The sequence below is a fragment of the Brevibacillus dissolubilis genome, assembly GCF_006170445.1.
Taxonomy (GTDB): Bacteria; Bacillota; Bacilli; order Brevibacillales; family Brevibacillaceae; genus Brevibacillus_B; species Brevibacillus_B dissolubilis.
In genome coordinates, this window is sequence record NZ_VCNA01000001.1 from 208,405 (window position 1) to 224,345 (window position 15,941).

1 protein-coding gene is annotated in these 15,941 nt (G+C 52.1%); it reads left to right on the forward strand.

Annotated elements, in window-relative coordinates; translation table 11 throughout:
* Positions 1-36: 36 nt before the first annotated feature.
* Positions 37-15,900: a non-ribosomal peptide synthetase gene (locus FGI41_RS00435; protein WP_139487939.1), complete on the forward strand. Its 15,864-nt coding sequence runs from the start codon at positions 37-39 to the stop codon at positions 15,898-15,900.
* Positions 15,901-15,941 lie beyond the last annotated feature (41 nt).

A 15,941-nucleotide genomic window follows, 5' to 3' on the forward strand; every position in this document is an offset into this window, starting at 1 on the left:
TGACCCAACTAATTAGAGAAGCGCTGAGGTGAGCTTATGTCCAAAACATCCAATATCCAAAAGATTTATCCACTCTCTCCCATGCAGGAAGGAATGCTGTTCCATGTACTGCTGGAGCCGACCTCGGCTGCTTATGTGACCCAGACCGAGATGCGGGTTAGCGGAATGGTTGATGCCGAATTGATGGAGAAGAGCCTGAACAAGCTGATCGAACGGCACGAAATCCTGCGTACCGTCTTTGTTTACCAGCAGATCCAGCATATCAGACAAGTTGTACTCAAAGAGCGGAAGGGCACCATTCGCTTTGAAAACATTACCCACTTGCCGGCAGCTGAACAGGAAAGCTATCTTCTCCACGATAAACAGCAGGACAAACAGAACGGCTTTGATCTGTCAAAAGATATCCTGTTCCGCATGAGCATCCTTCAAACCGGGGAGCAAGCCTACCGCATCTTGATCACCTACCATCACATCATCATGGACGGCTGGTGTCAGGGCATCCTGTTCTATGAACTTCTGCAAATCTATGCAGCTCAAAGAGGAGGGCACACTCTCCAACTGGAGCCAACTGTGCCATACAGCCATTATATCGATTATTTGAAAAAGCAAGATAAAGAGCAGGCGCTCAACTTCTGGAGCCAGCATCTGATGGATTACGGCCAACAGGCCACTCTTCCACAAAAGAAGAGAACGTCGTCTCCAAACGAGTATCAAACGGTCAAACATAGCTTCACCCTGGATGAACGGGTGACCAAACAATTAAATGAGCTGGCTGTACGATCCCAAGCCACATTAAATACAGTAATGCAAGCCATCTGGGCAACGATCCTTACCACCTACAGCAACACCCATGATGTGGTGTTTGGCTCTGTCGTCTCAGGCCGGACACCAGAAGTAGCCGGAATCGAAAAAATGATCGGGCTGACCATCAACACGATTCCTGTCCGTATCCAGAGCCATCATCCGCAATCATTCCAAGAGCTTGTAACCTCTTTGCAAAGACAAGCATTTGAAACGGAACCATACCATTATGTTCCTTTATACGATATTCAGTCGCAAACCGAGCTGAAGCAAGGCTTGTTCAATCATCTGTTTGTGTTCGAGAACTACCCGATGGACGTCAATCTGTTCGGGCAGGCAGGAGCGATCGGGTTCACCATTGAAGGTGCGGAGATTGGCGAGGAGACCAACTATGATTTCAACCTGATCATCGTGCCAGGACGGGAGATGACGATTACCTTCAACTACAACGCACTTGCGTATGAAGCAGAGCTTGTGTCACAGATCCAGCAGCATCTTCTCCAAGTCATCGGGGCTGTCACCGTCGATCCAGGCATCGGTCTGCACGAGATTGAGATGATCACTGCAAGTGAAAAACAGCAGATCCTGTTTGATTTTAACGATACGCAAGGAGAATATCCACGGGACAAAACCATTCCGGAGCTTTTTGCAGAGCAGGCGAAGCGTATGCCTGATGAAGTGGCGATCATGTTCCAATCCGAGCAGTTGACCTACCGTGAGCTCGACAAAAGATCCAACCAGCTGGCACATGTATTGCGGGCAAAAGGGGTAAAGAGAGATGACCTCGTGGTGGTCATGATGGAGCGCTCTCTCGATATGGTCGTCGCTATGCTGGCTGTGGTCAAAGCGGGTGGTGCCTATGTGCCGATCGACCCGGCGTATCCTGCTGAGCGGATGACACACATACTTGAGGACTGTCAGGCGAGATGGATTCTCTGTCAAAAACATCTCGCTGACTATCTGCCCAATCCGCAGGTAAACGAGCATGCTGCCAAGGCGGAGGTGATCCTGCTCGATCATGCCACTCTCGATCAGGTTCGCGATGATGAACTAAGTTTCATCAACCAGCCAAATGACCTCGTCTACGTCATCTACACCTCTGGCTCCACCGGCCGTCCAAAAGGGGTCATGGTCCAGCATCGGGGTGTGGTGAGGCTGATCAAACATACCAACTTCATCGATTTTTCACAGGAACGCTGCCAATTGCAGACAGGTTCCATCGCCTTTGACGCTTGCACCCTTGAAGTCTGGGGCGCGCTTTTGAACGGACTTTCCTTAGTGCTTGTTCCCGAACATGTGTTGCTCGACGCTGATCAGGTAAAAGAAACCATCGAGCGTCATCAGGTGTCTGTCATGTTTCTTACGACAGCCCTGTTCGCACAGCTGGCCCAGCAGAATCCTGAGACCTTCGCGGGACTGCGTACCTTGCTCGTCGGCGGGGATGCCTTGAGCAAGCAACCAGTCGAGAAGGTGCTGAAGAAATGTCCACACCTCCAGTTGAAAAACCTCTACGGTCCGACCGAGAACACCGTTATCTCCACCTATTTTGAGTTGGATGCAGACGTGGTTGATCCAATCCCGATTGGCCGACCGATCCAGAATTCCACAGCCTATATCGTCGATCAGCACATGCGGTTGCTCCCAATCGGTGTGGCAGGTGAATTGTGTGTAGGCGGTGACGGTTTGGCCCGGGGGTATCTGAACAACCGACAGATGACAGAGGATAAATTTATCCCCAACCCGTTCGTTACAGGTGAACGGATGTACCGGACAGGTGATTTGGCACGCTGGCGTAAGGATGGGACGATTGAATTCCTCGGACGGATCGACCAACAGGTAAAAGTACGCGGGTACCGCATCGAGCCAGGCGAGATCGAGGCACGGTTGAGCAGCCATGAAGCGATTGAAGAAGTCTTGGTTGTCCCCAGACAAGATGAAGCCAATCAGACGTACTTGTGTGCATATCTCGTATCTGCTTATACGTGGACATTAACCGAGCTGCGGGCATGGGTTGGTCAGGTATTGCCAGACTACATGATTCCAGCCGCATTTGTTCAACTCGAAGCGATGCCGATCACGATCAACGGTAAGATCGACCGCAAAGCGTTGCCAGAACCAACGGGCGACATGCGGAGCGGGATGACCTATATCGAGCCGCAAACCGACGTGGAGAAACAACTGGCAGCGATCTGGCATGAACTGCTCGGAGTGGAAAAAGTGGGCATACACGATGATTTCTTCGCACTGGGTGGCCATTCCTTAAAAGCGACACAGCTCGTCTCCCGCATCCAGAAGCAATTCGAAGTCGTCTTTCCATTGCGCGATGTGTTCACGATCTCGACATTGGGAGAAATGGCTGCACAGATCATGCGCCAAGATACGAGCCAGTATGTATCCATCGAGCGGGTCGAACGCGAAGCATACCCCATCACCCCTGCTCAAAAACGCGTTTTCGTCATGCAACAGCTCGACCCTGATTCGATTCATTACAACGTCCCAGCCCTTTTGCTGATCGAAGGGGCATTGGACAAAGCGCGGCTCCAGACAGCCGTACAATCACTCGTCAACAGACACGACGCTCTCCGCACCTCTTTTGAAAAGATCAATGATGAGTGGATGCAACGAATTCTGCCTGTCACTGAAGCATCAGAAGCACATGTACCGCTAATGGAGCTTCAGACAGGGGAAAAAGACATCGAGCAGGTGGTGCGGGATTTCATCCGACCATTTGACTTGAGCCAAGCACCTTTGATGCGGGTCGGACTGATCGAACATCGAGAGGGAAGCTATATCCTCGTTGTAGATATGCATCACATCATTTCCGACGGCACCTCGCTCAACACCTTTACCCATGAACTGATTCAGCTGTACCAGGGTGAAGAGCTTCCTAAGCTTCGCCTTCAATATACCGACTACGCGGTATGGCTGGAGAGCTGGATGCAGTCAGAAGCGTACCAAAAGCAGGAGGCTTATTGGTTGCAAGCTTTTGCCGGGGAGTTGCCTGTACTGGAGCTTCCGACTGATTACAGCAGACCGCTGATCCAGCAATTCGCCGGCGATCTGCTTGAATTCGAGCTGGATGAGGCGCAGACCCAAGCCCTGCACAAGTTGTGTGCGGATCACGGCGTTACTCTCTACATGACCTTGCTGGCTGCCTATTTCTTGTTATTGCACAAATATTCGGGTCAGGAAGATATCATCGTAGGCACACCGGTCGCAGGACGTAATCACGCCGACGTACAACAGATGATCGGGATGTTTGTTAATACGCTTGCGATCAGAAGCCAGCCGGAAAAAGCAAAGAGCTTCACCGCCTTCTTACAGGAAGTGAAACAGAATGTCATCCGCGCGATGGAGCATCAGGATTATCCGCTGGAGGAGCTGTTGCACAAGCTCAACGGGAAGCGCGATGTGAGCCGTAATCCACTGTTTGATGTGTCATTCATCCTGCAAAATATGGATCAGGATGCAGTTGAGATGGCTGACATTACGCTGACGCCGTATTCGTTCAACCCAAAAGTGGCCAAGTTTGACCTGACACTGGCTGCTGTGGAGCGCAACGGGAAGCTGGCTTTCCAACTGGAATATAGCACCCATCTATTCCAGCACGAGAGTATGCAACGGATGGTTGAGCATTTTATCCAGCTAGTGGAGGCCGTCTGCCATGATCCGAAAGCGGTACTGGGACAAATAAGCATGATCAGCGGGCAGGAGACAGAATTACTGCTGACTCGTTTTAACGATACGCAAGCTCCCTATCCGCGTGATCAAACCATTCAAGAGTTGTTTAGCGAGCAGGCAGACCGTACGCCTGATGCGGTCGCTGTCATGTTCGGTGAGAAGCGTCTGACCTATCGTCAACTGGATGAACGTTCGACGCGATTGGCCCATGTGCTGCGGGGCAAAGGTGTTGGGCCTGACGCATTCGTGGCATTGATGGTGGAACGCTCCCTAGAGATGATTGTGGGCATGCTGGGGATTTTGAAAGCAGGCGGGGCGTATGTGCCGATCGACCCGAATTATCCGGCTGAGCGGATCGGCTATATGCTGGATGATTGTCGTCCACGGATTCTTTTGACTCAAAAGGCCGTCATGGAAGAGTTGAGGGCTTCTTACCCGATGGAGAAGCAGTATGAAAACCATGTGGAGATTCTGTTGCTCGACGAACTACTTGCACACGACGATAGCCACGGTCAGGACAGCGCTGGCTCTGATCACAACCGTGCAGAAAACCTGGCTTTCATACCTTACCAAAACAGTCCGACCGATCTGGCCTATGTCATCTATACCTCTGGTTCCACTGGCCGTCCCAAAGGCGTCATGGTCGAACACCGCAGTATCGTCCGTCTGGTGAAGAATACGAATTATATTAATTTTTCTTCGGAACGGCGTATCTTGCAGACGGGCGCGATTGTCTTTGACGCTTGCACGTTCGAAATCTGGGGGGCGTTGCTCAACGGATTGGAGCTGGTGCTTGTATCGGATCATGTCATTTTGGATGCGGACCGTTTACAAGAAGCCGTCGAGCAATACGGGATTACGGCGATGTGGCTGACATCTCCGCTGTTTAATCAGCTCTCTTCGCAAAATGTGGATCTCTTTGCCGGACTAAAGACCCTGCTCGTGGGCGGAGACGCTTTATCACGCCCGCACATCGAACGGGTAAGACAGCGTTTCCCGTCCCTTCGCTTGATCAACGGCTACGGACCTACGGAAAATACGACTTTTTCCACCACATATGAGATCGGGGAACAGGTGGCTGATCCCATCCCGATTGGGAAACCGATCCAGAACTCCACCGCTTATATCCTCGATGACAGCTTGAAGCTGTTGCCAGTGGGCCTTGTCGGCGAGCTGTGTGTCGGCGGTGACGGGCTTGCGAGAGGGTACCTGAATAACGGGCAACTGACCGCCGAAAAATTCGTGCCTCATCCATATGTACCGGGAGAACGGCTCTACCGCACAGGGGACCTCGCACGTTTTCTGCCAGATGGAAATATTGAATATCTCGGTCGAATCGATCAGCAGGTCAAAATCCGTGGGTACCGGATCGAACCAGGCGAGATCGAGGAGCAGATGCTCGCACATGACAGGATCCAGGAAGCCGTCGTACTGCCACTCCGTGATGAGTCCGACCAAACGTATCTGTGTGCGTATGTCGTATCCGATGTGGAATGGACGCTAAGCCAATTGCGTCAAGAGCTGGGACAAGCTTTGCCGGAATATATGCTCCCGACCGCTTTTGTCCAAGTGGAAAAAATGCCGCTGACTCCCAATGGAAAAATCGACCGCAAAGCACTGCCAGAACCAACCGGCATCATGCAAAGCGGAACGGAATACGAAGCGCCAATCAATGAGCGGGAGCGTGCCTTGGCTGACATCTGGAGCAAGCTGTTGGGAATTGAGCAAGTGGGCAGACGCGACCACTTCTTCGAGATTGGCGGTCATTCGTTGAAGGCGATGCAACTGGTGTCCCACATCCAGAAGCAATTCGAGGTGGAATTTCCGCTGCGCGAAGTGTTCCTACAGCCAACTTTGCAACAGATGGCGGAGAGGCTCGGCACACTTGGCCAGCAACGCTATCAAAAGATCGAGCCGGTGGATGAGAGAAGCTTCTATCCCGTATCACCCGCGCAAAAACGCATGTATGTGATGCAGCAATTCAATCCAGCATCGACCACTTACAACATCCCGTACATCTTGAACATTCAAGGTGCATTGGATATCGAAAGACTCCGGTTGGCAGCAGAGTTGATGGTCAATCGGCATGAGGCGTTCCGTACTTCATTTGAGATGGTGGATGAGACATTACTGCAGCGGATTCATCCGAGTATGGGGCTTTCTTTTGACAGGATATCTGCACAGGAGCATGAGCTGGCAGGATTGGTGGCAGACTTCATCCGTCCTTTTGATTTGACACAGGCCCCGTTGATTCGGGCGGGTCTGATCAGCTACGGTGACGAAGCACATGTGCTGTTGATTGATATGCACCATATCATTTCCGACGGTACTTCGATGTCGACCTTCATTGAGGAGCTGATCGGACTCTATGAGGGTGAGCAGCTGCCGCCATTACGGATTCACTATAAGGACTATGCGGTCTGGCTCGAAGACTGGAGAGGGACAGAAGCCTGTCAAAAGCAGGAGCGTTACTGGTTACAGGCGTTTGACAATGAACTTCCGGTCCTGCAGCTTCCCACTGATTATCCGAGACCATCCGTACGCAGCTTCGAGGGAGACCGGATTGGGGTGAAGCTCTCTCCTGAGTTGACTGCCGCCATCCGGAATGTTGCCAAGGAAACAGAAACAACCGTCTTCATGGTGATGCTGGCTGCTTATACCATCCTGCTTGGCAAGTACAGCGGGCAAGACGATATCGTGGTTGGTACACCCGTGGCAGGCCGAAGTCATCCAGATGTGGACAGAATGATCGGGATGTTTATTAACACGGTGGCCCTGCGCAACCAACCGACAGGAGAGAAGACGTTCCGCCAGTACGTGCAAGAGGTGCGGGACCGGGCGATTCTGGCTTTTGAGCATCAGGACTATCCATTGGAAGAACTGATTGAGAAGCTGGAGCTGGATCGCGATGTGAGCCGTAATCCACTTTTTGACACGATGTTTACCATGCTGAATATGGATCGCGCTACGATTCAACACGACCATCTGAGAATCACTCCATATGAATATGAGTATCACATCAGTAAATTTGACCTGACCTTGGAAGCGGTGGAAGTGGACAATCAGATCGCACTCGGAATCGAGTATGCGACCAAGCTGTTCAAGGCCGACACGATCCAGAGAATGGCGGCTCATTATCAACAGATTCTCGCGCAGATGACAGCTGTGCCTGACCAGACCATAGCGAGCGCGGATCTGCTCACCGAAGCAGAGAAAAGCATGCTGCACGACCTCAACCAGACGACCACCGAGTATCCACGGGAGAAGACGATCCACCAGCTGTTTGCCGAACAGGCAGGGAACACACCAGACAGGGTAGCGGTCACATTCGGGGAGATGTCTTATACGTACCGTGAGCTGGATGAGCGTTCTAGCCGATTGGCCCGTGTCTTGCGGGAAAAAGGAGTCGGAGTAGACCAACCTGTAGCCATCATGGTAGAAAAGTCGCTTGAGCTGGTCATCGGTATGCTGGCGATTCTGAAAGCGGGCGGTGCTTATGTCCCGGTTGACCCATCTTATCCGAACGAGCGGATTGCCTATCTGCTGACGGATTGCCAAGCGAAATGGATGATTGTTCATAAGCGTACAGCCGATCGTATGGCGGAAGCTTCCCTGCAGGAGCTTGTCACAGACATCGATATCCTGCTCGCGGATGATCCGAAGTGGGATCAGGAAGAAGGAGAGCTTTTGACTGAGATGAGTCGCTTGGATTCTCCTGGGCAGCTCGCTTATGTCATCTATACCTCTGGTTCCACTGGTCGACCAAAAGGCGTTATGGTTGAACACCGCAATGTCGTACGTTTGGTGAAAAATACTAATATCGTGGACTTTTCCAAGGAAAGAAGTGTCCTGCAGACAGGGGCCGCGGTCTTTGACGCCTGCACATTTGAGGTCTGGGGAGCTCTTCTCAATGGATTGGAGCTTGTGCTTGTTCCTGAGATGGTCATCCTGGATGCACCTCTGTTGCAACGAGCGATCAAGCAACATGGAATCAGCTTGATGTTCTTGACCACATCCCTTTTCCATACCTTAGCGCAACAGGATGCAGCGATATTTGAGGGAGTGCAGACGCTTGTGGTCGGGGGTGAGGCGTTAGTCTATGAGCATGTCAAACTGGTGAGAGCGACCTGCCCACACGTGCGTGTGATCAATGGATACGGTCCTACCGAAAACACGACCTTCTCCACCTATTACGTGGTAGATGAACACACGGATGATCCTATTCCAATCGGTAAGCCGCTGTCCAACTCGACGGCCTACATCCTCGATGCCCAACAGAAGCCTGTGCCTATCGGTGTGGCGGGAGAGCTTTATGTAGGGGGGGATGGGGTGGCTCGCGGCTATCTCAATCAGGAAGAGTTAACCCGTGAGACCTTTATCCAACATCCATTTGCGTTGGGTGAGCGGCTGTACCGCACCAAGGATTTGGCCCGGATGCGTCGTGACGGGAACATCGAGTACTTGGGACGGATCGACCATCAAGTGAAAATCCGTGGCTACCGAATCGAACTGGGCGAAATCGAGGCGCAGCTGCTCCGTCATGAAGCGATCACAGAAGCAATCGTGCTGGCGAAGCGTGACCGGGCCGATCAAACGGTTCTGTGCGCCTACCTGGTATCTGACTACGAATGGACTCTGTCTGAACTGCGTACGTATCTGGTGCAGACCTTGCCGGATTACATGCTTCCATCTGCCTTTGTCCAACTGGAGAGCATGCCGCTGACCACGAATGGTAAGCTTGACCGCAACGCATTGCCAGAACCTGATCATTACACACACAGTGGAGCTGAGTATGAAGCGCCTATTGAGCAAGTGGAAGCAGAACTGGCAGAGATCTGGAGCAGTGTGCTTGGGATCGATCGGATCGGCAGGAATGATCACTTTTTTGAACTTGGCGGTCATTCATTAAAAGCGATGCAGCTGGTCAGCCGGATTCAGAAGCATTATCAGGTGGACTATTCCTTGCGGGACGTATTTGTACATCCGACCCTGAAAGAAATGGCGGGGCAGATCGATACGCTGGAGTCCCGCCAACACCTCGGAATCGAACCAGCTGAGGAGAGAGAGCTGTACCCCGTATCTTCTGCCCAGCAACGGATGTATGTCGTACAGCAGCTCGATCCATCCGCAGTGCATTACAACATCCCAGCCGTCATGACGGTGGAGGGAGAGCTTGATCTTGACCGATTACGTAAAGCTCTCGGGCAGATGATGGAGCGGCATGAGGTGTTCCGTACTTCCTTTGACATGGATGGGGAAGCGCTGATGCAGCGGATTCATCCGCAGGTGGAACTACCGTTTGCGATGATTGATGCGCGGGCGCAAGGGATTAGACTGGAGCAGGTGGTGCAGAATTTCATTCGTCCGTTTGATCTGCACGAGGCTCCGCTGATCAGAATGGCACTGGTCGTGGCAGAAGCTGACCGACATGTGTTGTTGATCGATATGCACCACATCATCTCCGATGGTACGTCGATGAGCACCTTTACCAAAGAGCTGATCGGGTTGTATGAAGGGGAGGAGATGCCACCGCTGCGGATTCACTACAAGGATTATGCGGTATGGCAACAGGCATGGAGCAAGTCGCAGGCGTATTACGATCAGGAGAGCTACTGGATGGAGACCTTCGCTGACGAACTCCCTGTCCTGCAGCTGCCGACAGATCACCCAAGACCAGCCGTCCAAAGCTTCGAGGGAAGTCGGGTCAGCCTCAGCATAGATGCATCTGTGACAGAAGCCATCCGTACGCTGGCAAAAGACTACGGTACGACGATCTACACCGTGCTGTTGAGCGCCTACAACATCATGCTCAGCAAATACAGTGGTCAGGAAGATATCATCGTCGGGACATCGGTGGCAGGACGAAGCCACGCAGATGTACAGGATCTGATCGGCATGTTCATCAATACACTGGCCCTCCGTAATCAGCCACACGGGCAAAAAACGGTGGAGCAGTTCATCCGAGAGGTCAGTGAGCGTACCATCCGTGCTTTTGGGCATCAGGATTATCCATTGGAAGAGCTGATTCAAAAACTGGATCTGCACCGTGATATGAGCCGCAATCCGTTGTTCGATACGATGTTTAACCTGCAAAACCAAGAACAAGCCAGAATGCAGCGCGACAATCTGGCGTTCATCCCTTTTGAGTACGAGCATCAGATCAGCAAATTTGACCTGACCTTCCAGGCAGCGGAAAGCGCTGATCACTTGGACATGGAGATCGAGTACAGCACCAGGTTGTTCGAAAAAGAAACGATTCAGCGGATGGCCGGGCATTATCTCCACGTTTTGGATCAGATCGTCCGCAAGCCACAACAACTCATCGCCGACATCGAATTGGTACAGGAAGCGGAAAGAGAGCAATTGTTGCGTGATTTCAACGAAACAGCCTGCGGGTATCCGGCTGATAAGACGATTGACCAGCTGTTTGCCGAGCAGGTCGAGCGTACCCCTGATCATGTTGCAGTGGTGTATGAGGATCAGCAATTGACCTACCGCGAATTGAATACACAGGCGAATCACCTGGCCGCGGTTCTGCATGCAAATGGTGTGGAGACCGGTCAGATCGTCGGGCTTTTGACAGAACGTTCGCTGGAAATGATTGTGGGTATTCTCGCAATTCTGAAGGCGGGGGCAGCTTACTTGCCAATCGACCCGGCTTACCCGCAAGAGCGGATTGAGTACCAGCTGGAGGATAGCGGCACACGGATTTTGCTTGCGAACAGCGATACAGCCACTATCTCTGATCGGGTTCAGATCATCCCAATAGATCGAAACACATCGAACTTGGCGACAGCGGCACAAGATGATTTCACCGCCACCCACCAGCCGTCCGACTTGGCCTACATCATCTACACGTCAGGCACAACCGGTCTGCCAAAAGGGGTCATGATCGAACACCGCAATGTCGTCCGCCTGCTGTTCAATGAGCAGAATCTCTTTGACTTCCACGACCGGGATGTATGGACGATGTTCCATTCCTATTGCTTCGACTTCTCTGTCTGGGAAATGTATGGGGCGCTTCTTTACGGCGGCAAGCTGGTCATCGTGCCAAAAGCGGCAGCCCAAGACCCGAAAGAGTTCGCACTGTTGCTGGCACAAGAAGGGGTGACCATCGTCAACCAGACCCCGACCGCTTTTTATGGATTAAGTAAAGAGGCTTGTTCCGATCGGGATGAGGTACTGCCACTTCAGGTCCGTTATGTGATTTTCGGTGGAGAGGCGCTTATGCCAGCTCAGCTGCAGGCCTGGAGAAAGACGTACCCCGCTACCAAACTGATCAATATGTACGGAATTACAGAGACCACTGTACATGTTACTTACAAAGAAATTACAGACACAGACATCGGGCGTAATCTCAGCAACATCGGCAAACCGATCCCAACCCTCACTGCGTATGTGTTGGATGCCAACCGTCAGCTCGTACCAATCGGGGTGGCCGGCGAACTGTATGTCGGGGGAGCGGGTGTCGCCAGAGGATATATCAATCGCACACAATTGACCGAGGAACGTTTTGTCGAGAATCCGTTCGCAACAGTCCCAGGTGAAAAGATGTACCGAAGCGGCGATTTGGCTCGCTGGCTGCCGGATGGCAACATGGAATACCTCGGGCGCATCGACACCCAAGTTAAAATTCGAGGATTCCGGATCGAGCTGGGCGAGATTGAGGCACAGTTGCTCACGCACGAACACATTACGGAAACCTCCGTACTCGCAATGAAAAATGAAGAAGGGCAACCCTTCCTGTGTGCCTATGTGGTAGCGAACAAAGAGGTAACCGTCTCTGAATTGCGTGCCACACTGGCTGAACGATTGCCTGATTATATGATTCCGTCTCATTTCGTGCAGCTGGACAAAATGCCGCTGACCCCCAATGGCAAGCTGGACCGTAAAGCCTTGCCACAGCCAGACGGCCGCATGAGCCGGGGAACCGAATACGAAGCACCGCGCACGGAGCAGGAAGTAGCACTGGCTTGCATCTGGCAAGAGGTACTCGGCATAGAGCAGGTTGGGATTGTGGATAACTTCTTTGACCTTGGCGGTGACTCGATCAAAGCAATCCGCCTCGTTGCCCGCATGGAACAACCATTAGGACGCAAAATCCAGCTGAGAGAGCTGTACGCCCATCCGACAATCAAAGGATTGGCAACAGAAATCCGCCCTGAACAGTCAGGGAAATTGGATAAGATCAAGGAAGAGGTGCTGGCCGAGATCGAAGCTCTGCACATGCAGATCATGGGAGAGGAAACGACGAAACACATGCTCCCAGATGACATCGAGGATGTCTTCCCGATGAGTGATATCGAAAAAGGTATGGCCTACTCCAGCATGAAACACCCGGATGAGGCAGTCTATCATGACCAGATGGTGTATCAGTGGCAGGACGCCAGCTTTGATGCTGATGCCTTGCAGCAAGCCCTGCATTTGTTAGCGGAGAAACATGCTATTTTGCGCTCGCAATTTGATTTTGAGAGATTTGCCGAGCCGGTGCAGTTGGTACGCAGACGCGTGGAGATTCCAGCCGAAGTCCACGACCTGGGAGGACTCCACCGTTCCGAGCAGATTACGTTCATGATGGAAACGCTGGCTTCAGATAGACAGCAACCATTTGATATGGAAGCAGCACCGTTGTGGAGGGTCAAGGTCTTCTTGCTTGACGGAGGTGAGATTCATTTCGCGCTGATTACCCATCATAGCATTCTCGATGGATGGAGTGTGGCCTCCCTCATGACGGAGCTGACCGAACTCTATGAGCGGTGCAAAACAGAACAAGTCAGGGTGTCTATGCTTACGTGCAGCTACAAGGACTATGTCATTGAACAACGCATCGTGAAAAGACAGACCGAAGTCCGCGACTACTGGAAAAACGAGCTGGAAGATTACAAACGTCTGCAGCTTCCGATCAGCAAGGAATCATCTCAGCCAGACGAATTTACGTCGGTGATCCATTCCTTCCCTGACAGCATGTTGCCAGCCTTGCAAGAATGGACGAAGCAAAACCACACGACGATCCGCTCAGCCTGCTTAGCTGCTTACTTCAGCGCACTCCGCATGTTCGTTTACGAAGACCGTGACCTGCTCGCAGGATTCGTGGAAAACGGCCGTCCACTCGTCGAGGACGGTGACAAAATACTTGGCTGCTTCCTCAATACGGTACCGTTCCGCATGAAGCTCGAACCTGGGACAACCTGGCGCCAATGGGTAACCCATGTCCATCAAAAGACAATCGACATGAAGACCTACGGCAGATTGCCTTTGCCTGATATTATGGAGCTGGTCAATGAGCATAGCTACTCAGGCAACCCATTCTTTGACACCCTGTTTAATTACGTTGATTTCCACATACTCGAATCGATTGGATCGAATCTGAGTGCCAAAGCGGACGATACCGCACACATCGGTTTTGGCCGTACCAACACGCTGTTTGACGTAAGCGTGGAGACGACGTTTAACCGATTTACAATCAAAATAGACTCCTGGTCCAGCGAACTGGCTACGCGTTTTATCCAATTCTTCGAGTGCAGCCTGCAGCTGATGCTCAATCACTCAGACCGAGCCGTTAACAAACAGGACCTGTTGTCAGAGAGTGAGCATGAACGCTTGCTGGTGGAATTCAACCAGACCGAGGCAGAAGTGCCAAAAGAATTAACCATTTCCCAGTTATTCGAACAACAAGCACAACTCAACCCCGATCAGATTGCAGTCGTATTCGAAGACGAGGAGCTAAGCTATGCCGAGTTAAATGAAGAAGCCAATCAATTAGCCAGAGTGTTACGCGAAAAAGGTGTGCAGCCAGATACAATTGTCGCCTTGATGACAGGGCGTTCGATAGAGATGATCATCAGCATCCTCGCCATTATGAAGGCGGGGGGAGCCTACCTGCCGATTGACCCTGAATATCCGTCTGAGCGTATCATCTACATGCTGGAGAACAGCAAGGCGAGCTGGCTGCTCACCGAGCGAGAGGTTGCGATGGGCAAACTGCTGGAGCTTGCCAAGCAAGATATCGAGCTTCAGGCTGAACTGATCATGCTCGATGACCTGCTCATGCATGAAGAAGAGACAGACGATTTGCCTAGCGTCAACACGGCGGAGGATCTGGCTTATGTCATCTACACCTCAGGCTCCACCGGTCAGCCAAAAGGGGTCATGCTGGAGCACCGGGGCATCGTCAATATGAATGTGTTCCTTCAACAGCAATGGGGCTTGTCGCAGCATGATCGGATTGTCCAATTTGCCAGTGCCTCCTTTGACGCTTCCGTCTGGGAAATCTTCATGGCGCTGCTGACTGGCGCATCCCTGTATCTGGTGACCAAGGAAACCATCCTTGACGTTGATCGTTTCAGTCAGTTCCTTGCAGAGAACGATATCACTCTCGCGATGCTGCCTCCGACATACGCCGTGCATCTGGAGCCTTCGCAAGCACCGTCTCTGCGCCGACTGATCACAGGTGGTTCAGAATCTACTCAAGATCTGGTGAACAAATGGGGCCAGCATGTGGTGTATACCAACGCCTATGGACCAACGGAATCGACGATCTGTGCCACTCATTGGGAATTCAATCCAGATACCGGCCACTTCGCGAAAAGCGCGGTTCCCATCGGCAAACCAATCACCAACACCCAAATCTACATCGTCAATGCCGACATGCAGCTACAGCCTGCCGGAGTGCCTGGTGAGCTTTGCATTGGGGGGGCTGGATTGGCCCGCGGATACCTTCATAATCCCGAAATGACCCGTGACAAATTCATTCCCAACCCATTCGCGCCGGGAGAGAGACTGTACCGTACCGGTGACCTGGCGACATGGCTCCCCGATGGAAATATCGAGTACCTCGGGCGAATCGACCAGCAAGTCAAAATCCGCGGCTACCGCATCGAGCCGGGCGAAGTAGAAGCCAGACTGCTTGCACATGAACAGATTTCCGAAGCAGTCGTCATCCCGCATCAAGACGGGCAAGGCAACCAGCATCTGTGTGCCTACTATGTCAGCACAAGCACCACAGACTTGACGGTAGTGGACCTGCGAGCCCACATCGGCAGTCAGTTGCCATCGTACATGATCCCGTCCTACTTTATCAGAGTGCCGCAGATGCCACTCACCACCAGCGGCAAAATCGACCGCAAAGCCTTGCCAAAACCAGACGGTCAGATCAATACCGGCCGTGCATACACCATGGCAAGCAATGAAATAGAAGAAAAGCTGGTGCAACTCTGGCAGGAGCTGCTGGGAATCGAAAAAATCGGTACAGAGGATGACTTCTTTGAGCTAGGTGGTAACTCGATGCTCCTGCTCACCCTACAATCCCGCATCCGAATCGTTTTCCAAGCGGAGATCCCGCTCAAGACTTTCCTTGTGAAGACCACCGTACAAGCACAAGCCAGCATGATTCAGGTAAAAATTAGCAGTACCCCATAATTCAAACCGAAACAAAAACAACCCTCCTGTCTCGACTGGTC